Source organism: Streptomyces sp. NPDC042259 (assembly GCF_055582085.1).
In genome coordinates this window covers 28,935-46,001 of sequence record NZ_JBVJDW010000013.1, presented here as the reverse complement: position 1 = coordinate 46,001, position 17,067 = coordinate 28,935, and the positions used below count along the sequence as shown (strand labels likewise).

The 17,067-nt window shown below is 73.1% G+C and carries 19 protein-coding genes; 14 read left to right on the top strand and 5 right to left on the bottom strand.

The window, feature by feature from the left end; translation table 11 throughout:
• Nucleotides 1-177: 177 nt before the first annotated feature.
• Complete coding sequence (locus ACZ6MA_RS28555; RefSeq protein ID WP_469437150.1) at nucleotides 178-1,347, bottom strand: NADH-quinone oxidoreductase subunit D; 1,170 nt, start codon at nucleotides 1,345-1,347, stop codon at nucleotides 178-180.
• A 93-nt stretch (nucleotides 1,348-1,440) separates the two neighbouring features.
• Entirely contained in the window at nucleotides 1,441-2,442 is a 1,002-nt protein-coding gene (locus ACZ6MA_RS28550) for an SAM-dependent methyltransferase (RefSeq protein ID WP_469437148.1), read from the bottom strand.
• A 121-nt stretch (nucleotides 2,443-2,563) separates the two neighbouring features.
• Here ACZ6MA_RS28550 and ACZ6MA_RS28545 point away from each other — a divergent pair, with 121 nt between their 5' ends.
• The gene (locus ACZ6MA_RS28545) at nucleotides 2,564-3,769 is read left to right on the top strand and encodes a sensor histidine kinase (protein WP_469437146.1); all 1,206 of its coding nucleotides are present in this window, start codon (nucleotides 2,564-2,566) and stop codon (nucleotides 3,767-3,769) included.
• A 76-nt stretch (nucleotides 3,770-3,845) separates the two neighbouring features.
• Entirely contained in the window at nucleotides 3,846-4,523 is a 678-nt protein-coding gene (locus ACZ6MA_RS28540; RefSeq protein ID WP_469437144.1) for a response regulator, read from the top strand.
• A 43-nt stretch (nucleotides 4,524-4,566) separates the two neighbouring features.
• Here the strand turns inward: ACZ6MA_RS28540 and ACZ6MA_RS28535 are convergent, their stop codons facing one another.
• Nucleotides 4,567-5,649 (bottom strand): DUF5937 family protein, encoded by a 1,083-nt coding sequence (locus ACZ6MA_RS28535; RefSeq protein ID WP_469437143.1) that lies wholly within the window; start codon nucleotides 5,647-5,649, stop codon nucleotides 4,567-4,569.
• Nucleotides 5,650-5,747: 98 nt separating this feature from the next.
• Here ACZ6MA_RS28535 and ACZ6MA_RS28530 point away from each other — a divergent pair, with 98 nt between their 5' ends.
• Nucleotides 5,748-6,062, top strand: coding sequence for a hypothetical protein (locus tag ACZ6MA_RS28530; RefSeq protein ID WP_469437141.1), 315 nt, complete (start codon nucleotides 5,748-5,750; stop codon nucleotides 6,060-6,062).
• Here ACZ6MA_RS28530 and ACZ6MA_RS28525 read toward each other — a convergent pair.
• On the bottom strand, nucleotides 5,982-7,163 hold the full coding sequence (locus tag ACZ6MA_RS28525; RefSeq protein WP_469437139.1) for a threonine aldolase family protein: 1,182 nt from the start codon (nucleotides 7,161-7,163) through the stop codon (nucleotides 5,982-5,984). The genes ACZ6MA_RS28530 and ACZ6MA_RS28525 overlap by 81 nt on opposite strands.
• A 188-nt stretch (nucleotides 7,164-7,351) precedes the next feature.
• Between ACZ6MA_RS28525 and ACZ6MA_RS28520 the strand changes: the two genes are divergently transcribed.
• From ACZ6MA_RS28520 to ACZ6MA_RS28470, 11 genes are all read left to right on the top strand, one after another.
• Nucleotides 7,352-8,272, top strand: a complete 921-nt coding sequence (locus ACZ6MA_RS28520) for a Rossmann-like and DUF2520 domain-containing protein (RefSeq protein ID WP_469437137.1) — start codon at nucleotides 7,352-7,354, stop codon at nucleotides 8,270-8,272.
• On the top strand, nucleotides 8,269-9,135 hold the full coding sequence (panC, locus tag ACZ6MA_RS28515; RefSeq protein WP_469437135.1) for a pantoate--beta-alanine ligase: 867 nt from the start codon (nucleotides 8,269-8,271) through the stop codon (nucleotides 9,133-9,135). The genes ACZ6MA_RS28520 and panC overlap by 4 nt, the downstream gene beginning before the upstream one ends.
• Entirely contained in the window at nucleotides 9,132-10,835 is a 1,704-nt protein-coding gene (locus ACZ6MA_RS28510) for an L-aspartate oxidase (RefSeq protein WP_469437133.1), read from the top strand. Before panC ends, ACZ6MA_RS28510 begins: the two co-directional genes overlap by 4 nt.
• Nucleotides 10,832-11,860, top strand: a complete 1,029-nt coding sequence (gene nadC, locus ACZ6MA_RS28505) for a carboxylating nicotinate-nucleotide diphosphorylase (protein WP_469437132.1) — start codon at nucleotides 10,832-10,834, stop codon at nucleotides 11,858-11,860. The genes ACZ6MA_RS28510 and nadC overlap by 4 nt, the downstream gene beginning before the upstream one ends.
• On the top strand, nucleotides 11,860-12,657 hold the full coding sequence (locus ACZ6MA_RS28500; RefSeq protein WP_469437130.1) for a type III pantothenate kinase: 798 nt from the start codon (nucleotides 11,860-11,862) through the stop codon (nucleotides 12,655-12,657). The genes nadC and ACZ6MA_RS28500 overlap by 1 nt, the downstream gene beginning before the upstream one ends.
• A gap of 311 nt (nucleotides 12,658-12,968) precedes the next feature.
• The gene (locus ACZ6MA_RS28495; RefSeq protein WP_469437129.1) at nucleotides 12,969-13,640 is read left to right on the top strand and encodes a hypothetical protein; all 672 of its coding nucleotides are present in this window, start codon (nucleotides 12,969-12,971) and stop codon (nucleotides 13,638-13,640) included.
• Nucleotides 13,641-13,813: 173 nt separating this feature from the next.
• On the top strand, nucleotides 13,814-14,554 hold the full coding sequence (locus tag ACZ6MA_RS28490) for a hypothetical protein (RefSeq protein WP_469437127.1): 741 nt from the start codon (nucleotides 13,814-13,816) through the stop codon (nucleotides 14,552-14,554).
• 66 nt (nucleotides 14,555-14,620) lie between these two features.
• On the top strand, nucleotides 14,621-14,800 hold the full coding sequence (locus tag ACZ6MA_RS28485; RefSeq protein WP_469437126.1) for a hypothetical protein: 180 nt from the start codon (nucleotides 14,621-14,623) through the stop codon (nucleotides 14,798-14,800).
• A gap of 138 nt (nucleotides 14,801-14,938) precedes the next feature.
• Nucleotides 14,939-15,334: a BlaI/MecI/CopY family transcriptional regulator gene (locus ACZ6MA_RS28480; protein ID WP_469437124.1), complete on the top strand. Its 396-nt coding sequence runs from the start codon at nucleotides 14,939-14,941 to the stop codon at nucleotides 15,332-15,334.
• Nucleotides 15,335-15,343: 9 nt separating this feature from the next.
• Nucleotides 15,344-15,880 (top strand): amino-acid N-acetyltransferase, encoded by a 537-nt coding sequence (locus tag ACZ6MA_RS28475; RefSeq protein WP_469437122.1) that lies wholly within the window; start codon nucleotides 15,344-15,346, stop codon nucleotides 15,878-15,880.
• A 162-nt stretch (nucleotides 15,881-16,042) separates the two neighbouring features.
• A complete protein-coding gene (locus ACZ6MA_RS28470; RefSeq protein ID WP_469437121.1) occupies nucleotides 16,043-16,381 on the top strand; it encodes a histone-like nucleoid-structuring protein Lsr2 in 339 nt (112 codons plus the stop codon).
• Here the strand turns inward: ACZ6MA_RS28470 and ACZ6MA_RS28465 are convergent.
• Complete coding sequence (locus ACZ6MA_RS28465) at nucleotides 16,312-16,998, bottom strand: SCO3374 family protein (protein ID WP_469437119.1); 687 nt, start codon at nucleotides 16,996-16,998, stop codon at nucleotides 16,312-16,314. The two genes, ACZ6MA_RS28470 and ACZ6MA_RS28465, sit on opposite strands and share 70 nt — an antisense overlap.
• Nucleotides 16,999-17,067: the final 69 nt, after the last annotated feature.

Below are 17,067 nucleotides of genomic sequence, written 5' to 3'. Positions count from 1 at the left end.
ACGGGCTGGTGGTGGCTGACCTCAGCCACCACCAGCCCGTCCGGCGCTTGAGGACGCGCCCGCAGGGCGCTCGCCGCCGCAGGCGGCAAAGACGGCCCGCAGCCGAGGATCCGCCGGCCAAGCGTGAGACCGAGGATCCGCCGGCCAGGCGAGCGGCGGCAAAGACGGCCCCGAACGTTACTTGTCGATGTCCCCCACCACGAAGAACAGCGAGCCCAGAATCGCCACCATGTCCGCGACCAGCGTCCCCGGCAGCAGTTCCACCAGCGCCTGGATGTTGTTGAACGAGGCCGAGCGGAGCTTGAGGCGGTACGGGGTCTTCTCGCCCTTGGAGACCAGGTAGTAGCCGTTGAGCCCGAGCGGGTTCTCCGTCCACGCGTAGGTCGAACCCTCCGGCGCCTTGAGCACCTTGGGCAGCCGCTGGTTGATCGGGCCCGGCGGCAGCTCGGCCATCCGGTCCAGGCACGCGTCCGCCAGCTCCAGCGCGTTGTGGGTCTGCTCCAGCAGGCACTCGAAGCGGGCCAGGCAGTCGCCGTCCTGGCGCGTGACGACCTTCAGCGTGTCCTGGAGCTCCCCGTACGCGAGGTACGGCTCGTCGCGCCGCAGGTCGAAGTCGACGCCGGAGGCACGGGCGATGGGGCCGCTGACCCCGTACGCGTGCACGGCCTCGCGCGACAGCGTGCCCACGCCGCGGGTCCGGGCCCGGAAGATCTCGTTGCCGAGCACCAGCCGGTCGTAGACGTCCATCCGCGAGCGGACCTCGGCGACCGCGTGCCGGGCCCGGCCGAGCCAGCCCGCGGGCAGGTCCTCCTTCAGCCCGCCGACGCGGTTGAACATGTAGTGCATCCGGCCGCCCGAGACCTCCTCCATCACCGTCTGGAGTTCCTCGCGCTCCCGGAAGGCGTGGAAGACGGGCGTGATGCCGCCCAGCTCCAGGGGGTAGGAACCGAGGAACATCAGATGGTTGAGGACCCGGTTCAGCTCGGCCAGCAGCGTGCGCGTCCACACGGCCCGCTCGGGCACCTCCATGCCGAGCATCCGCTCGACGGCGAGGACGACCCCGAGTTCGTTGGAGAACGCGGACAGCCAGTCGTGGCGGTTGGCCAGCATGACGATCTGCCGGTAGTCGCGCGCCTCGAACAGCTTCTCCGCGCCCCGGTGCATATAACCGATGACCGGTTCGGCGTGCTGGATCCGCTCTCCGTCGAGGACGAGCCGCAGCCGCAGCACCCCGTGCGTGGACGGGTGCTGCGGGCCGATGTTGAGCACCATGTCGGTGCTTTCCGCCGCGCCGCCGATGCCGACCGTCGTCTCGGAGGTGGCGGAGGAACCAGAGGAAGGGGCCATGGGGAGTAGTTTGTCAGTCACGCGCGCGTGAGGCCGTCCGGGGCGCCCGAGGTGCCAGAGCCGGCCGCTGCTCAGCCCGCGGCCGGCCGCCGCTCAGCCCGCCGCCAGCTCCGCCGGAAGCCCCGCACAGGCCTCGCCCACCGGGTGCAGCAGCCAGCCGAAGCCCCCCAGCCCCGCCGGGGCCACCAGCTCCGCCGCCTCGCCCGCCGCGCCCAGCGCCCGTACGTACGCCGCCGGATCGGTGGAGGCGAGCGTCAGCGGCGGCCTGCGGCCGTCGACCCCGAGCGCCGTCAGGGCCTGGCGCTGGGTCAGCAGCGAGCCGCCCGCGCCGGCGCAGGCGTCCAGCGCGACGTGTGCGGTGATGTCGCACGAACCGTCCGGCACCGGCCGCACCTCGCGGCCCTCGCGGAACCCCGTCAGGGTGCCGAAGGGCGGGCGGTGGTCGCGGCCGTGCGCGTAGTCCACCGCCACCGCCAGCCCGGCCCGCAGGCCACGGACCGCCCGGGCCCACGCGGCGTCGCGCGGGTGCCCGATCTCCGCGCGGGAACCGGGGGGCGCGCCCTCCAGGGGCCACCAGCGGGCCAGCCAGGCGGCGTCCTCACCCATGACGGGCTCACCGAGCAACTCCTCGCCGTCCGGCCGCACGAGCACCAGGCGCGGTGTGCCCTCGGCGTCCGCCTCGGCCACGTCGAGCGGCACGTTGTCCAGCCACTCGTTGGCGAACAACAGGCCCGTCACGCCCTCCGGAGGGTCACTCAGCCAGGTGATCCGCGCATCGAGCCCCGGCGGCCGCGCCGCCCGCTCGACCGCGTACGGGCGCAGCCGCGCCGCGAGCTCCGGCGGCACCTGCGCCAGCACCCCGGTGAGCAGTTCGCCGCGCCCGGCCCCGACATCGATCAGCGCCAGCTCCGCCGGATGCCCGAGCGCCGCGTCGACCCGGCCCAGCAGCCGGGCGACGGCCCCGGCGTACAACGGCGAGGCGTGAACGGAGGTACGGAAGTGCCCGGCGGGGCCCTCGGGGCGCCGGTAGAAGCCATCGGGCCCATACAGGGCGGTCTCCGCCGCTGTCCGCCAGGTTCTCGTTCCCTCTGCCATACGCACACGCTATGCGCCCTCGGCGGTCACCTCGCCTCCACCTTGCGGAGTAGGCGGGACGTACAGGGATCGATCGTCCGGTTGACCCCGGCACGTACCCGGCGTGCCTACGCTGGGTGACGTGCAGCGCCTCTACGACTTCCTCCGCAGGCACCCGACGGGTGTGGACGGCTTCTGGGCCGTCCTGCTGCTCGGTCTGATCGTGATCTCCTCCTCCTCCTCGTCGGGCGGGCCGGGCGGCCGGGGGTCGGTGTTCGCGGAGATCGTCATCTACGGCGCGCTGTGCCTCGTGATCGGGCTGCGCCGCCGCGCCCCGGAGAAGATGCTCCTGCTGGCGACGGCCGCCGGGGTGGCCCAGCTCGTCTTCGACGTGCCCCAGCATCCGGCGGACTTCGCCATGCTCGTGATCATCTACACCGTCGCGTCCGGCCACACCCGCTGGGCGTCCCGGTACGCCCTCGTCGGCGCCCTAGTCGCCCCCGCGCTCGCCACGATCCGCTGGGGCACCTACGGGGGAAGTGTGACGAGCAAGGTCATCCAGACGGTGTTCCTCACCGTTCCCTTCGTCCTGGCCTGGGTGCTGGGCGACTCGATCCGGACCCGCCGCGCCTACTGGGCCCAGCTCGAGGAGCGGGCGGCGCGGCTGGAGAAGGAGCGCGAGCAGCAGTCGCGGATGGCGGTGGTCGCCGAGCGGGCGCGGATCGCGCGCGAACTCCACGACGTCGTGGCGCACAACGTCTCGGTGATGGTCGTCCAGGCCGACGGCGCCGCGTACGTGCTGGACGGCTCGCCGGAACAGGCCAAGCAGGCGCTGGAGACGATCTCCGGGACCGGCCGGCAGGCCCTGGCGGAGATGCGCCGGCTGCTGGGCGTACTGCGTACCGACGACGGCGGCGAGGGCGGCGAGTACGTGCCGCAGCCGGATGTGGAGCAGATCGGCGACCTCGTCGAGCAGGTGCGCAGCGCGGGCCTGCCGGTGGACTTCCGGATCGAGGGATCCCCCCGGCCGCTGCCCAGCGGGGTGGAGCTGACCGCGTACCGCATCGTGCAGGAAGCGCTCACCAACACCCGCAAGCACGGCGGCCCGGACGCCGCCGCGAGCGTGCGGCTCACCTACTTCGACGACGGGCTGGGGCTGCTCGTCGAGGACGACGGCCGTGGCGCGCAGCACGAGTTGTACGAGGAGGGCGGCGCGGACGGCATGGGGCACGGGATGATCGGCATGCGCGAGCGGGTCGGCATGGTCGGGGGCACGCTGGACGCGGGGCCGCGGGCGGGCGGCGGGTTCCGGATCAGCGTGCTGCTGCCGATCAGGTCGGGCCGCTGACCGGCGGCCGCTTTCGTTCACGGAGTATGGAAGGACGCGCGTGCCGCCCGTACGCGCGCCGAGGAAAGGGACCCGCATGTCGATCCGCGTGATGCTCGTCGACGATCAGGTGCTGTTGCGCACCGGATTCCGCATGGTGCTGGCGGCGCAGCCGGACATGGACGTCGTCGCCGAGGCCGGGGACGGCGCCGAGGCCCTGGAGGTGCTGCGCGGGACCGAGGTCGACGTGGTGCTGATGGACGTGCGGATGCCGCGGATGGACGGGGTGGAGGCGACCCGGCGGATCTGCGCGCAGGAGGGGGCGCCGAAGGTGCTGATCCTGACCACCTTCGACCTCGACGAATACGCCTTCTCCGCGCTCAAGGTCGGGGCGAGCGGCTTCATGCTCAAGGACGTGCCGCCGGCCGAGCTGCTGGGCGCGATCCGCGCGGTGCACAGCGGGGACGCGGTCGTCGCGCCCAGCACCACGCGGCGGCTGCTGGACCGCTTCACGCCCATGCTGCCGAGCGCGGCCGACGAACCGTTGAGCGCGGAGCTGGACCGGCTGACGAGCCGGGAGCGCGAGGTGATGCTGTTGGTGGCCCAGGGGTTGTCCAACGGTGAGATCGCGGCCCGGCTGGTGCTCTCCGAGGCGACGGTGAAGACGCACGTGGGCCGGATCCTCACCAAGCTGGGGCTGCGGGACCGGGTCCAGGTGGTGGTCCTGGCCTACGAGAGCGGTCTCGTACGGGCCGGGGGCGGCGGCGCGCAGTAACGGCGGCCATGGTGACGGCGACGGCATCTGCGCGCGCGCCGCGTCAGCGGAGGACCGTCTCCAGGAAGTCGCTGCCCAGCCGGGCCACCAGCGTCAGGTCCAACTGGTGCAGCACATACCGGCCGCGCCGCCGTGTCGTGAGGAGCCCCGCCTTCTTCATCACCGCTATGTGCCGGGAGACCTCGGGCGGCGTCAGCCCGTAGGCGGCGGCCAGTTCGCCCGTGGTGTGCGGGCCGCGGGCGAGGGTGCGGCACAGGCGCATGCGCACGGGGTGGGCGAGGGCCTCCAGCCGGTCCTGTACCAGCTGCGGGGCCGTGAGCTGGGGCAGTTCGGGGCCTGCCACGGGGTACTGGATCACCGGCTGCCAGCCGGACCGGTGCACGACGAACAGGTGCGGCCAGCCGAAGGCCGTCGGCAGGAACGTCACCCCCTGCCCGTAGGCGGTCGTCCGGCCGCTCGCCAGCTTGTCGACGACGATGCGGGACTGGTCCTCGTTGAGCGAGACCGCGGGGGACACCGCGGCCAGGGCCTCCGCCAGGCCCTTGCGCCGCAGCAGGTCCGCCTTGTGCCGGGCGTCGGCCGCGAGCTGGATCCGTACGCGCTGCCAGTTGTCGCCGAAGAACGCCTGCTCGCAGTCCTCCAACAGGCGCCGCAGCCAGGCCCGCAGGGCGCCCGGGTCGTCCAGCATCCGGTCGGTGAACCGTGCCTGCCGCGGCCCCCGGGCCGCGGAGAGTTCACGGATCAGCGTCCGCTGGCCCGCGTCGACCAGCGGGGAGGGCAGTCCCCGTTCGTAACCGGTCGTGCAGGTGATCTCGAACGCCGCGGAGGTGAACGTCTCGTCGTCCATCCGGTCGAGGTCGTCCAACTCCTCGGCGAGCGTGGCGCGGGGCACGGCCGGCAGCAGGATGTCCGAGCGCGAGGAGCGCCACAGGAAGTCGGCCTCGGTCAGCCGGTCGGCGAGATCCGGCTTGAGGGAGGAGGCCGTGGCCGTGGCCCAGGGATGCAGCCCGGGGTGGTGGCCGGGCTCGGACAGGGCGTGCAGCATCGCCCCCAGCTCCGCCAGCGGGGACGGGCTGAACCGAATGCGTTCGGCGGGCAGGCCGGTGATGTCGATGTCCACGCTCATGCGCTCATCGTGCCTCTCTTCTCGCAGGTCGGGCCGTCGATTGACGGTCCTCGTCAATCGACGGGCCGACGGGCCCTAAGCGGCGCAAGGTGATGCTCATGAACGCCACTCAGCAGCACATGCTCGACCTCTACCGCGCCGCCCAGCACGGCGAGCCCGCACCCCCGGCCCCGGGCCGTGACGACTGGCAGGCGGTCCGGGAGTTCCGCACTTGGCGGGAGTTCCGGGCGGTCGTCGACAAGAACACCGCGACCCGCCACGCCCGTTGGGCGGCACTGCTCCGGCTGTTCCGGCCGCAGCGGCCCGTGGCCCCTGCCCCCCGCCCCGCCCCGTCAGACGTCCGCCGCGACCCGGTCCAGCAGAGCGCCGACAGCCGCTGCGACGTCCTCGGCCGTCCAGCTCAGTGCGGATGAGGCGACGGTGACCTCGGTGACGGACAGGCCGGGTATCCCGCCCGGGGACCAGCGGTTGAAGAGGGAGGTGCGGGTCTCCTCCGCGAGCCGCACCCCCGCCTCTTCCAGGACCTCCGGCGGATACGGCAGCCACACCTGGAACTGATGGGTGTGCGGCACCCCCGGATGGATCCGGAACCAGGGCACCCCCGCCGCGCCGAACGCCTCGCCCAGCGCCTTCGCGACGACCTTCGCGTGCGCCACGTACGACGGCAGCCTCGGCAGCTCGCGGTCCAGCCCGGCCAGCGCGGACAGGACCGTCGGCCACTGCTGGAAGATCTGGCCGCCGTACCGGTGCCGCCACGCCTTCGCCTCCTCGATCAGCGTCGCGGGGCCCGCCAGGGCCGCCCCGGCGATACCGTCGAGCGACTTGTAGAACGACACATAGACCGAGTCCGCGAGAGCGGCGATGTCCGCGAGCCCCACGCCGAAGTGCGGGGCGCACTCCCACAGCCGGGCCCCGTCGAAGTGCACCACCGCGTCCCGCTCGCGGGCGGCTTCGACCACCGCCGTCAGCTCCTCCCACGTGGGCAGCACGAACCCCGGCTCACGCAGCGGCAGCTCCAGGGCGAGCGTCCCGAACGGCTCGTCCAGCGCGCGGATCTCCGCGGCCGTCGGTGTCCGCGGCTCACTCGTGGGGTGCACCGGGCGCAGCCCGCCCAGCACCGTGTACGCGTTCCGCTCGTGCCTCTCCAGGTGTGACAGCGGGTGCAGCGCCACCACGTCGTTGCCCGTACGGCCCGCCCAGCACCGCAGCGCCACCTGCTGGGCCATCGTCCCGGTGGGGAAGAACGCCGCGGCCTCCATGCCGAGCAGCCCCGCCGTCCGCGTCTCCAGATCGGCGACGATCCCGTCGCCGTACAGGTCCGGCCAGCCGTCCAGGTCGTAGGAGTCCGGGGCCTCGGCGGCCAGGTGGGCCAGCCGCTCGCCGATCGTCCGGGCGAAGGGGCCGGCCGACAGGACCCGCTCGGAGCCGCGCAACGCCGCCAGCCTGCGGTCACGGCTCACCGCCCGCACCTCTTCGCCACCGGTGCCGTCCGTGGATGCGCTCTCGTCAGCCATGCCCCGATCATGACGCATGGGCCCGGCACCGGCCCGGGTTATCCACAGGGGGTGGGCGGCGGCCCGCGGCGGCGTCCCCGTTGTCCACAGGCCCCGCGACGCCCGGAAGGTGCGCACGCACTCTCGCGTAGCATGACGAAGGAATCGTCCGGTACCCCCCGCGGACTGGAACGGAAGGCCACCGCCGCGTGAACGCACACCACTCCCCGGAGCACCCGAGCCCGCAGGACCGCCCCGCCCGGCTCACCGTCGGCGTCGTCGGCGCGGGCCGCGTCGGCCCCGCCCTCGCCGCCGCGCTGCGGCTCGCCGGGCACCGCCCGGTCGCCGTCTCCGGAGTCTCCGACGCCTCCGTGCGCCGGGCCGCGGACCTGCTGCCCGACGTGCCGCTGGTGCCGCCCGCCGAAGTCCTCGCCCGCGCGGAGCTGGTGCTGCTCACCGTGCCGGACGACGCGCTCCCCGGCCTGGTCGCCGGCCTCGCCGAGACCGGGGCCGTCCGCCCCGGCCAGCTGATCGTCCACACCTCCGGCCGGCACGGCACCGCCGTCCTCGACCCGGCCCGGCGAGCCGGTGCCCTGCCGCTCGCCCTGCACCCGGCCATGACCTTCACCGGCACCCCGGTCGACGTCGACCGCCTCGCCGGCTGCTCCTTCGGCGTCACCGCGCCCGAAGAGCTGCGGCTGGCCGCCGAAGCGCTGGTCATCGAGATGGGCGGCGAGCCCGAATGGATCGAGGAAGCCGCCCGCCCGCTCTACCACGCGGCCCTCGCGATCGGCGCGAACCACCTCGTCACGCTCGTGGCCCAGGCCATGGAGCTGCTGGGCACCGCCGGGGTCGCCGCCCCCGCCCGGATGCTCGGCCCGCTGCTCGGCGCCGCCCTGGACAACGCCCTGCGCAGCGGCGACGCCGCGCTCACCGGCCCGGTGGCGCGCGGCGACGCGGGCACCGTCGCCGCCCATGTGGCCGAACTGCGCGCACACGCGCCGCAGGCCGTCGCCGGATACCTGGCCATGGCCCGTACGACCGCCGACCGTGCCCTCGCGCACGGCCTGCTCAAGCCGGAACTGGCGGAGGACCTGCTCGTCGTCCTCGCGGACGGAGGCACCCAGTGACCACCCAGCTCGCCCGCACCGCCGAGGAGCTGCGCGCCCTGCCGCGCGGCGGCCGCCGCGCCGTCGTCATGACCATGGGCGCCCTCCACGAGGGGCACGCCACCCTCATCCGCACGGCCCGCACCCTGGCCGGGCCCAACGGGCAGGTCGTCGTCACCGTCTTCGTCAATCCCCTCCAGTTCGGCGCCGGCGAGGACCTCGACCGCTACCCGCGCACCCTGGACGCCGACGTCCTGCTCGCCGGGAAGGCCGGAGCCGACGTCGTCCTCGCCCCCGCCGTCGAGGAGGTCTACCCCGGCGGCGAGCCCCAGGTACGGATCACCGCCGGCCCCATGGGCGAGCGCCTCGAAGGTGCCTCGCGCCCCGGGCACTTCGACGGCATGCTCACGGTCGTCGCCAAGCTGCTGCACCTCACCGGCCCCGACGTCGCGCTGTTCGGGCAGAAGGACGCCCAGCAGCTCGCGCTGATCCGCCGCATGGTCCGCGACCTCAACTTCCCCGTCGAGATCGTCGGCGTGCCCACGGTCCGCGAGGGCGACCACCTCGCACTGTCGAGCCGCAACCGCTATCTGTCCGACGCCGACCGCGCCACGGCACTGGAGATCTCCCGCGCCCTGCTGACCGCCGGGGCCGCCGCCGGCACCGGCGCCGCGTCCGTACGGCGCTCCGCCCGGACGATCCTCGACGATGCCGCGCGCAGGGAGCCCCCGCTCCGCCTGGACTACGTGGCCCTCGTCGACCCCGCCGACTTCACCGAGGTCCCCGACGACCACACGGGCGACGCCGTCCTCGCCGTGGCCGCCAAGGTCGGCACCACCCGCCTGATCGACAACATCCCCCTGTACCTCGGAGCGCAGCGATGACCGGCATACGACTCCACGCGCCCCGCCCCGGCTGGGCGGTCGACGCCGACGTCGTCGTCATCGGCTCCGGCGTCGCCGGGCTCACCGTCGCGCTGCGCTGCGCCGCCGCCGGCGCGAAGGTCACCGTCGTCACCAAGGCCCGGCTCGACGACGGCTCCACACGGTGGGCGCAGGGCGGCATCGCGGCCGCCCTCGGTGAGGGCGACACCCCCGAGCAGCACCTCGACGACACGCTCGTCGCCGGCGCCGGGCTCTGCTCCGAGGAAGCCGTCCGGGCGCTGGTCACCGAAGGCCCCGACGCCGTGCGCCGCCTCATCGCCACCGGCGCCACCTTCGACACCGACGACGACACCGGCGAGATCCTGCTGACCCGCGAGGGCGGCCACCACCGCCGCCGCATCGCCCACGCCGGCGGTGACGCGACGGGCGCCGAGATCTCCCGGGCCCTCGTCCAGGCCGTCCGGGACGCGGGCATAGAGACCGTCGAGAACGCCCTCGTCCTCGACCTCCTCAAGGACGCCGAGGGCCGGGCGGCGGGCGTCTCGCTGCACGTCATGGGCGAGGGCCGGCACGACGGCGTCGGCGCCGTCCGGGCCAAGGCCGTCGTCCTCGCCACCGGCGGCATGGGCCAGGTGTTCTCCGCGACCACCAACCCCGCCGTCTCCACCGGCGACGGCGTCGCGCTCGCCCTGCGCGCCGGAGCCGAGGTCTCCGACCTCGAGTTCGTCCAGTTCCACCCCACCGTGCTCTGGCTGGGCCCCGACGCCGAGGGCCAGCAGCCCCTGGTCTCCGAGGCCGTGCGCGGCGAGGGCGCCCACCTCGTTGACGCGACCGGCCATCGCTTCATGGTCGGCGCCCACGAGCTGGCCGAGCTGGCCCCCCGCGACATCGTCGCCAAGGGCATCATGCGCCGGATGCGGGAGACGGGCACCGAGCACATGTACCTCGACGGCCGGCACTTCGGCGCCGAGATGTGGGCGAGCCGCTTCCCCACCATCCTCGCCGCCTGCCGCGCCCACGGCATCGACCCGGTGACCGAGCCGGTCCCGGTCGCCCCCGCCGCGCACTACGCCTCCGGCGGCGTCCGCACCGACCTGCGCGGACGCACCACGATCGAGGGCCTCTACGCCTGCGGCGAGGTCGCCTGCACCGGTGTGCACGGCGCGAACCGGCTGGCGTCCAACTCCCTGCTGGAAGGGCTGGTCTTCGCGGAGCGCATCGCCGCGGACATCGCCACGACGGCACCGGCCACCCTGCCCCACTGGGACGGACGGACGGAGGAGACCGACAGCCCCGCGACGTTCCTCGTCGCCCCCGCCGCCCGCATCGAGATCCAGCGCACCATGACCGCGGGCGCCGGAGTCCTGCGCTCCGCCGACAGCCTGCAGCAGGCCGCCGCCCGCCTGGAACGGATCGACACCGAGGTCGGCGCGGAGGACGTGCCCGGCACCGAGGCCTGGGAGACCACCAACCTGCTCCTCGTCGCCCGCGTCCTGGTCGCCGCGGCCCTGCGCCGCGAGGAGACCCGCGGCTGCCACTGGCGCGAGGACCGCCCCGACCGCGACGACAGCGGCTGGGGCCGCCACCTCCTGGTGAGCCTGCGCCCGGACCGTACCCTGGCGGTCTCCACGACGGAAACGGCCGCCTTCCCGCCCGTCAGCCCGCTTGTCACGCCCGCTGCCCCAAGGAGAACCGCGTGAGCACCCCCGACACCCCCGGTGAGACCCCCCTGCACCAGATCGGCCGGCCCGGCGAGGAATTTGCCCCGGCCACCGGCGGCTGCGGGGACGCCTGCGGCTGCGGCGGCGAGGAGTACGACGGCGACCCCATGGAGTGCGGCCTCGACCCGCAGCTCGCGGAACTGCTCGCCGACGCGGGCCTGAACCCGCTGCAGATCGAGGACATCGCCCACCTGGCCATCGAGGAGGACCTCGACGGCGGCAAGGACGTCACGACCTTCGCGACCGTCCCCGCCGACGCCGTCGCCACCGGCGACTTCACCGCCCGCGAGCCCGGCACGGTCTCCGGGCTGCGCATCGCCGAGGCCATCCTCTCCGTGGTCTGCACCGACGAGTTCGAGGTCGAGCGGCACGTCGAGGACGGCGACCGGGTGACGGCGGGTCAGAAGCTGCTGAGCGTCCGGACCCGCACCCGCGACCTGCTCACCGGCGAACGCAGCGCCCTCAACCTCATGTGCCGGCTGTCGGGCATCGCCACCGCGACCCGCGCGTGGGCCGACGCCCTGGAGGGCACCGGCGCCGCCGTCCGCGACACCCGCAAGACCACCGTCGGCCTGCGCGCCCTGGAGAAGTACGCCGTGCGCTGCGGCGGCGGTGTGAACCACCGCATGTCCCTGTCGGACGCGGCCCTCGTCAAGGACAACCACGTCGTCGCCGCCGGTGGCATCGCCGAGGCGTTCCGGGCCGTACGGGCCGAGTTCCCCGAGGTACCCATCGAGGTCGAGGTGGACCGGATCGACCAGATCCCGCCGGTCCTCGCCGAGGGCGCCGACCTGATCCTGCTCGACAACTTCACCCCCGAGCAGACCCGCGAGGCCGTCGGGCTCGTCGCCGGGCGGGCGAAGCTGGAGTCCTCCGGCCGCCTCACCCTGGACAACGCCCGCGCGTACGCCGAGACCGGAGTCGACTACCTCGCCGTCGGCGCGCTCACCCACTCCTCGCCGATCCTGGACATCGGCCTGGACCTCCGGGAAGAAGCCGTCTGATGCTGCTCACCATCGACGCCGGCAACTCCCACACCGTCCTGGGCCTGTTCGACGGCGAGGACATCGTCGAGCACTGGCGCATCTCCACCGACGCCCGGCGCACCGCGGACGAACTGGCCGTGCTCCTCCAGGGCTTGATGGGCATGCACCCCCTCCTCGGTGACGAACTCGGCGACGGGATCGAGGGCATCGCCATCTGCTCCACGGTGCCCTCCGTCCTGCACGAGCTGCGCGAGGTGACCCGCCGCTACTACGGCGACGTGCCCGCCATCCTCGTCGAGCCGGGCGTGAAGACCGGTGTGCCGATCCTGATGGACCACCCCAAGGAGGTCGGCGCGGACCGCATCGTCAACGCGGTCGCCGCCGTCGAGCTGTACGGCGGCCCGTGCGTGGTCGTCGACTTCGGCACGGCCACCACGTTCGACGCGGTCAGCGCGCGCGGCGAGTACGTGGGCGGGGTGATCGCCCCGGGCATCGAGATCTCCGTTGAGGCGCTGGGCGTCAAGGGCGCCCAGCTCCGCAAGATCGAGCTGGCCCGCCCGCGCAACGTCATCGGCAAGAACACCGTCGAGGCCATGCAGTCCGGCATTCTCTACGGCTTCGCGGGCCAGGTCGACGGCGTCGTCAACCGCATGGCGCGCGAGCTGGCCGAGGACCCGGACGACGTCACCGTCATCGCCACCGGGGGGCTGGCGCCGCTGGTGCTCGGCGAGGCGTCGGTCATCGACGAACACGAACCGTGGCTCACGCTCATCGGCCTGCGGCTGGTGTACGAGCGCAACGTCTCCCGGGCGTAGGCCTGGCCGGCGGGCCGTCGTTGCCGCCTGCGGCGGCGAGCGCCCTGCGGGCGCGTCCTCAAACGCCGGACGGGCCGATATGGGCCGAGCCCAGCCGAATCAGCCCGTCCGGCGTTTGAGGACACCGCCGCGCAGCGGTGGTGCACTCCCTGCCCTGCGGGACAACCCCCGGGCCCAAGGCCCATCTGGCCCCCCGAACCGCCGCCCGCCGGGTAAGTTGCACACCACACGATCCGAGGCAACCAACCGGTCGCCCCAACTGTCCTGACAGGCACGGAACATGATCGTGCGACAGGGATGGGCGAGGGCGTATGGGCTCGAAACGGACACTGCGGCGGACGGTGGCGGCCACCGCGGTGCTGGCGGCCGGCCTGGGGCTGGCCGCCGCCCGGGCCCATGCCGACGAGGCCACGCGGCTCGTCGACTACCAGGCCATCGCCCAGCCCGTCGCGGGCCGGATCGGCCAGACCGTCGAGGTCGAACTCGGCGTGCGCAACGGCGGCCCGGCCGGCCGGGACACCGCCCCTGGGGCCGGGCGCGACCCGGGAGCCTACGAGGTGACGGCCCCGGAAGGCACCACCATCACCTCCCTGGCCACGCCCGCCGACGGGCGCGCGCACCCGTGCACGGCGAAGCTCCGTGCCGCGGGCGGCCCCGCCTACGTCTGCGCGATAGGCGACGACTTCCCGGCCGGGGACCGCGAGACGCTGCGCTTCCACGTCCGCATCGACAGAAAGGTCGAGGGCGCCGAGGGCCGGGTGGAGATCATCGACCGCGACGGCCACCCGGCCCGCGACCCGGACCCGCAGAACGACTCCGCCCCCATCCGCGTCGAGGTGGTCGACCCCGCCCCGGCGTACCCGTCCTCCCCGTCCTCGACGGTCGACGCGGCCACCTCCAAGACCCTTCTGCTCGCCACCACCTCGGGCACCGCCTTCTCCGCGGGTGTCATCGCCCTGGGCGTGGCGCGCCGCCGACGCTGACCCCGGGCCGTACGCGACACCTGCACGCCCGGGTCCCGTACGGCAAAACCCGGGCGTGCGAAGGGCCGGGACGGGTAGGAGGGCCGACGGGTGACCGCGCCGGGTGGCCCTCATGCCACGCCCGAATTATTAAGCTAAGCGAAAATTGTCCGCTTAGCACTTAAAATCGGTCCATGCCCACGCCCTATGGAACCCGCGGCGGCATGGCGTTCAGCGCGGACGAACTGCGCGTGCTGCGCCGAGCCCTCGCCATCGCCCTCCAGCCCCCGTCCGTGTCCCGGCGCCCCGGCCCCGAGCGCGGCGCGGAGGTGCGCGACTGCCTCCTCCTCATGGAAGCCGTGGACGAGACGGCCCGGGAGGGCGACAGGCTGCGCGCCTTCCTCCTCGCCGACCTCGCCCGCTACCGCGCCGCCCTGCCCGGCGCCGCGTCCGGCTACACGGAGCGGCTCCAGGACGCCCTCGCGGCGGGCTACCGGCCCGGTGCGGAGGACCTCGCGGCGCTCCGGGCGCTGTGCGCGGTCCCGTCCGGCGACGCCGAGACCGACCGCCGCCGCGCCCTGCTGCACCGCTGTGAGCGCCTGGCCGAGCTGTCCGTGCGGGCCCGGCTCGCCGGCCGTGCGACCGCCGCGGCGACGCCCGCGCAGCGCGTCCGCGGGTCCGCGCCCGGCCGTACCCGGCTGCTCGCCGTACCCGGCGGCCGCGCCGCGGGGGCCGACGCGGCGGAGCCGAAGCCCAAGCCCGCGGACCGACCGGACGGGAGGCCCGCCCCGGGCGCGCCGCCCGCCTCCCCCGCCAAGCCGCCCACGGGCCCCCGGCCCGGCCGCCCCGTGCCGACCCCCGGCGAGGTGTTCCCGCCCCGCCGGAAGCCCGCCCCGCCGTCCGCGTCACCGGCCCCCGAGACCCGGACCGCCTGACGCGCGCGTAATCTGGATCCGTCGTTCAGCAACCGCGTAAACCGGATTCAGAAGGAGCCGACGGCCATGGACTATGTGTCCGCGCTGGTCCCGCCCGTGGTGATGGCGGTGGCTTTCATCGCGCTGATCGTGACGATCGTCAAGAGTCAGGGCGGTGCGAACAAGGGCAAGGAAGACGCTCTCGTCGACGCCGCGCTCGCCCGCGCCGAAGGTGTTCGACAGGCACCCGAGGGCACCGGCGTCTGACCGGCCGCCGGGAGGCGATCGCCGCACCCGTGAGGGGCGTGCGCTGCGAGAGGAATTCTCGGACCGCACGCCCTTTTTGCTGCCTTCACGCCGCCCCGATAAACCGGCATTCAAGACATCTGCCACTATTATTCGCTTGTGGTTCGACGCCTGGGTGATCTGGAAGACGCCGTCATGACGCGCGTGTGGGACTGGAACCGACCGGTCACTGTTCGAGAAGTCCTGGAAGACCTTCGGCAGGAACGGTCCATCGCCTACACGACGGTGATGACCGTAATGGACAACCTGTATCAGAAGGGCTGGGTGCGCCGGGAAGCCGAAGGGCGCGCCTATCGATATGAGGCGGTCTCCAACCGCGCCGCCTACTCGGCCGCACTGATGAACGAAGCCTGGTCCGTCAGCGACAACCCCGCGGCCGCTCTCGTCGCCTTCTTCGGCATGATGTCTGCCGAACAACGCGAAGCCCTGCGGGACGCCGTCCGCATCGTGCAACTGGACGGGCCCGGGGACGGTACGACCGCCGAGGAGCGATAACGTCCGGCTGTGTCTACTCCCTCGGCCAAGGCCGCCCTATCTAAAGTCGTCACCGTCCGCCGGGCCCGGACCAGCGATGTCCCGGCCGTGCGCCGGCTCATCAACCTCTACGCCCGTGAGCGCATCCTGCTCGACAAAGCCACGGTGACGCTTTACGAGGACATCCAGGAGTTCTGGGTCGCGGAGCGGGACGAGGACGGCACGGTCATCGGCTGCGGCGCGCTGCATGTGATGTGGGAAGACCTCGCCGAGGTCCGTACTCTCGCCGTGGATCCGACGGTCCGGGGCGGCGGAGTCGGACACTTCGTTCTGGACAAGCTCCTGCAGACGGCACGCTGGCTGGGCGTGCGCCGCATTTTCTGCCTCACCTTCGAAGTCGACTTCTTCACGAAGCACGGCTTCGTCGAGATCGGCGAGACGCCGGTGGACGGCGATGTCTACAGCGAGCTGCTGCGTTCCTATGACGAGGGCGTTGCCGAGTTCCTGGGTCTCGAACGGGTGAAGCCGAACACCCTTGGCAACAGCCGGATGCTTCTGCAACTGTGATCGCGGTGCCTATGTCCGAATCGCGCCCCTATCACAGGCCTCCGGAAGGCATGGTTCCCACAGGGAAGGCGGGCTGAACCTTCCCGGGGGGTTTGTGTTTTTTCGAGAAAGGCGGTTTGCTATTCCCTCGTAATCCCTTTTCCACTGCTGAAAGGATTCCCCGTGGCACAGAAGGTTCAGGTCCTTCTTGTTGATGACCTCGACGGTGGCGAGGCGGACGAGACCGTGACGTTCGCGCTCGACGGCAAGACCTACGAGATCGACCTCACGACTGCGAACGCGGACAAGCTCCGTGGGCTGCTGGAGCCGTTCACCAAGAGCGGTCGTCGCACGGGTGGCCGCGCCGCGGCCGGTCGCAGCAAGGTGCGCGCCGGTGCGCCCGGCGGCAGCCAGGACACCGCGAAGATCCGCGCCTGGGCCAAGGAGAACGGCTACAACGTCAACGACCGTGGCCGCGTCCCCGCCGACATCCGTGAGGCGTACGAGAAGGCCAACGGCTGATTTCCCGTCGGCTGATCTCTGCGCACCTTTCCGGAACGCAGCAATCGGGCCCGGTGGCACTCCGTGGCCGCCGCGCTCACGAGCCGTACGAGATCGGGGGCGTCCGTCTCGCCCCCGAGGCCGGTCACCGGCAGCGTCGGCTCGATCTCGCACCCCGGCTCGGGAGGCCGTAGCCAAACGGCCTCCCGCGAGCCGGACGGACCCAGCGGTCCGCAGCGCCCCCGGTCGTCGCCGACGGGCGCCGGTGCGGCCATCCGGCCGCCCGGCCCCAGTGCGGTCAGCTCCAGGGCCACCCCGCCCCACTCCAGCCAGTCGAGCAGCGCCGGCAATTCGTCCGCACTGCCCGCGGCGGTCAGGAACCGCATCTTCCGGGCCTGCCCGTCGAAGGCGACCGGCCCGGTGCGGGGCACGCGGCCGAGCACCGCGAAACCGGCGTCGGCGGGCAGCTCGAGCACGTCGAAGCGCACCCCGGTGAGCAGCTCCGGGGGCCGCCCGTCCCGGGTGGGCCAGCCCATCTGGTGCTCGTACCACCGGCGCCACTGGCACCATGGGTGCGAGGCCCGCACCTGGTGCGTGGCATCCAGGGATCCGCAGGGGCGCGGGAGGACGACGGTCATGACTGAAGCAACTGCGGAAACCCCAAGAGGTTACGCAGGGTGGATAGTTGGGCACGCTGCGTATAGGGC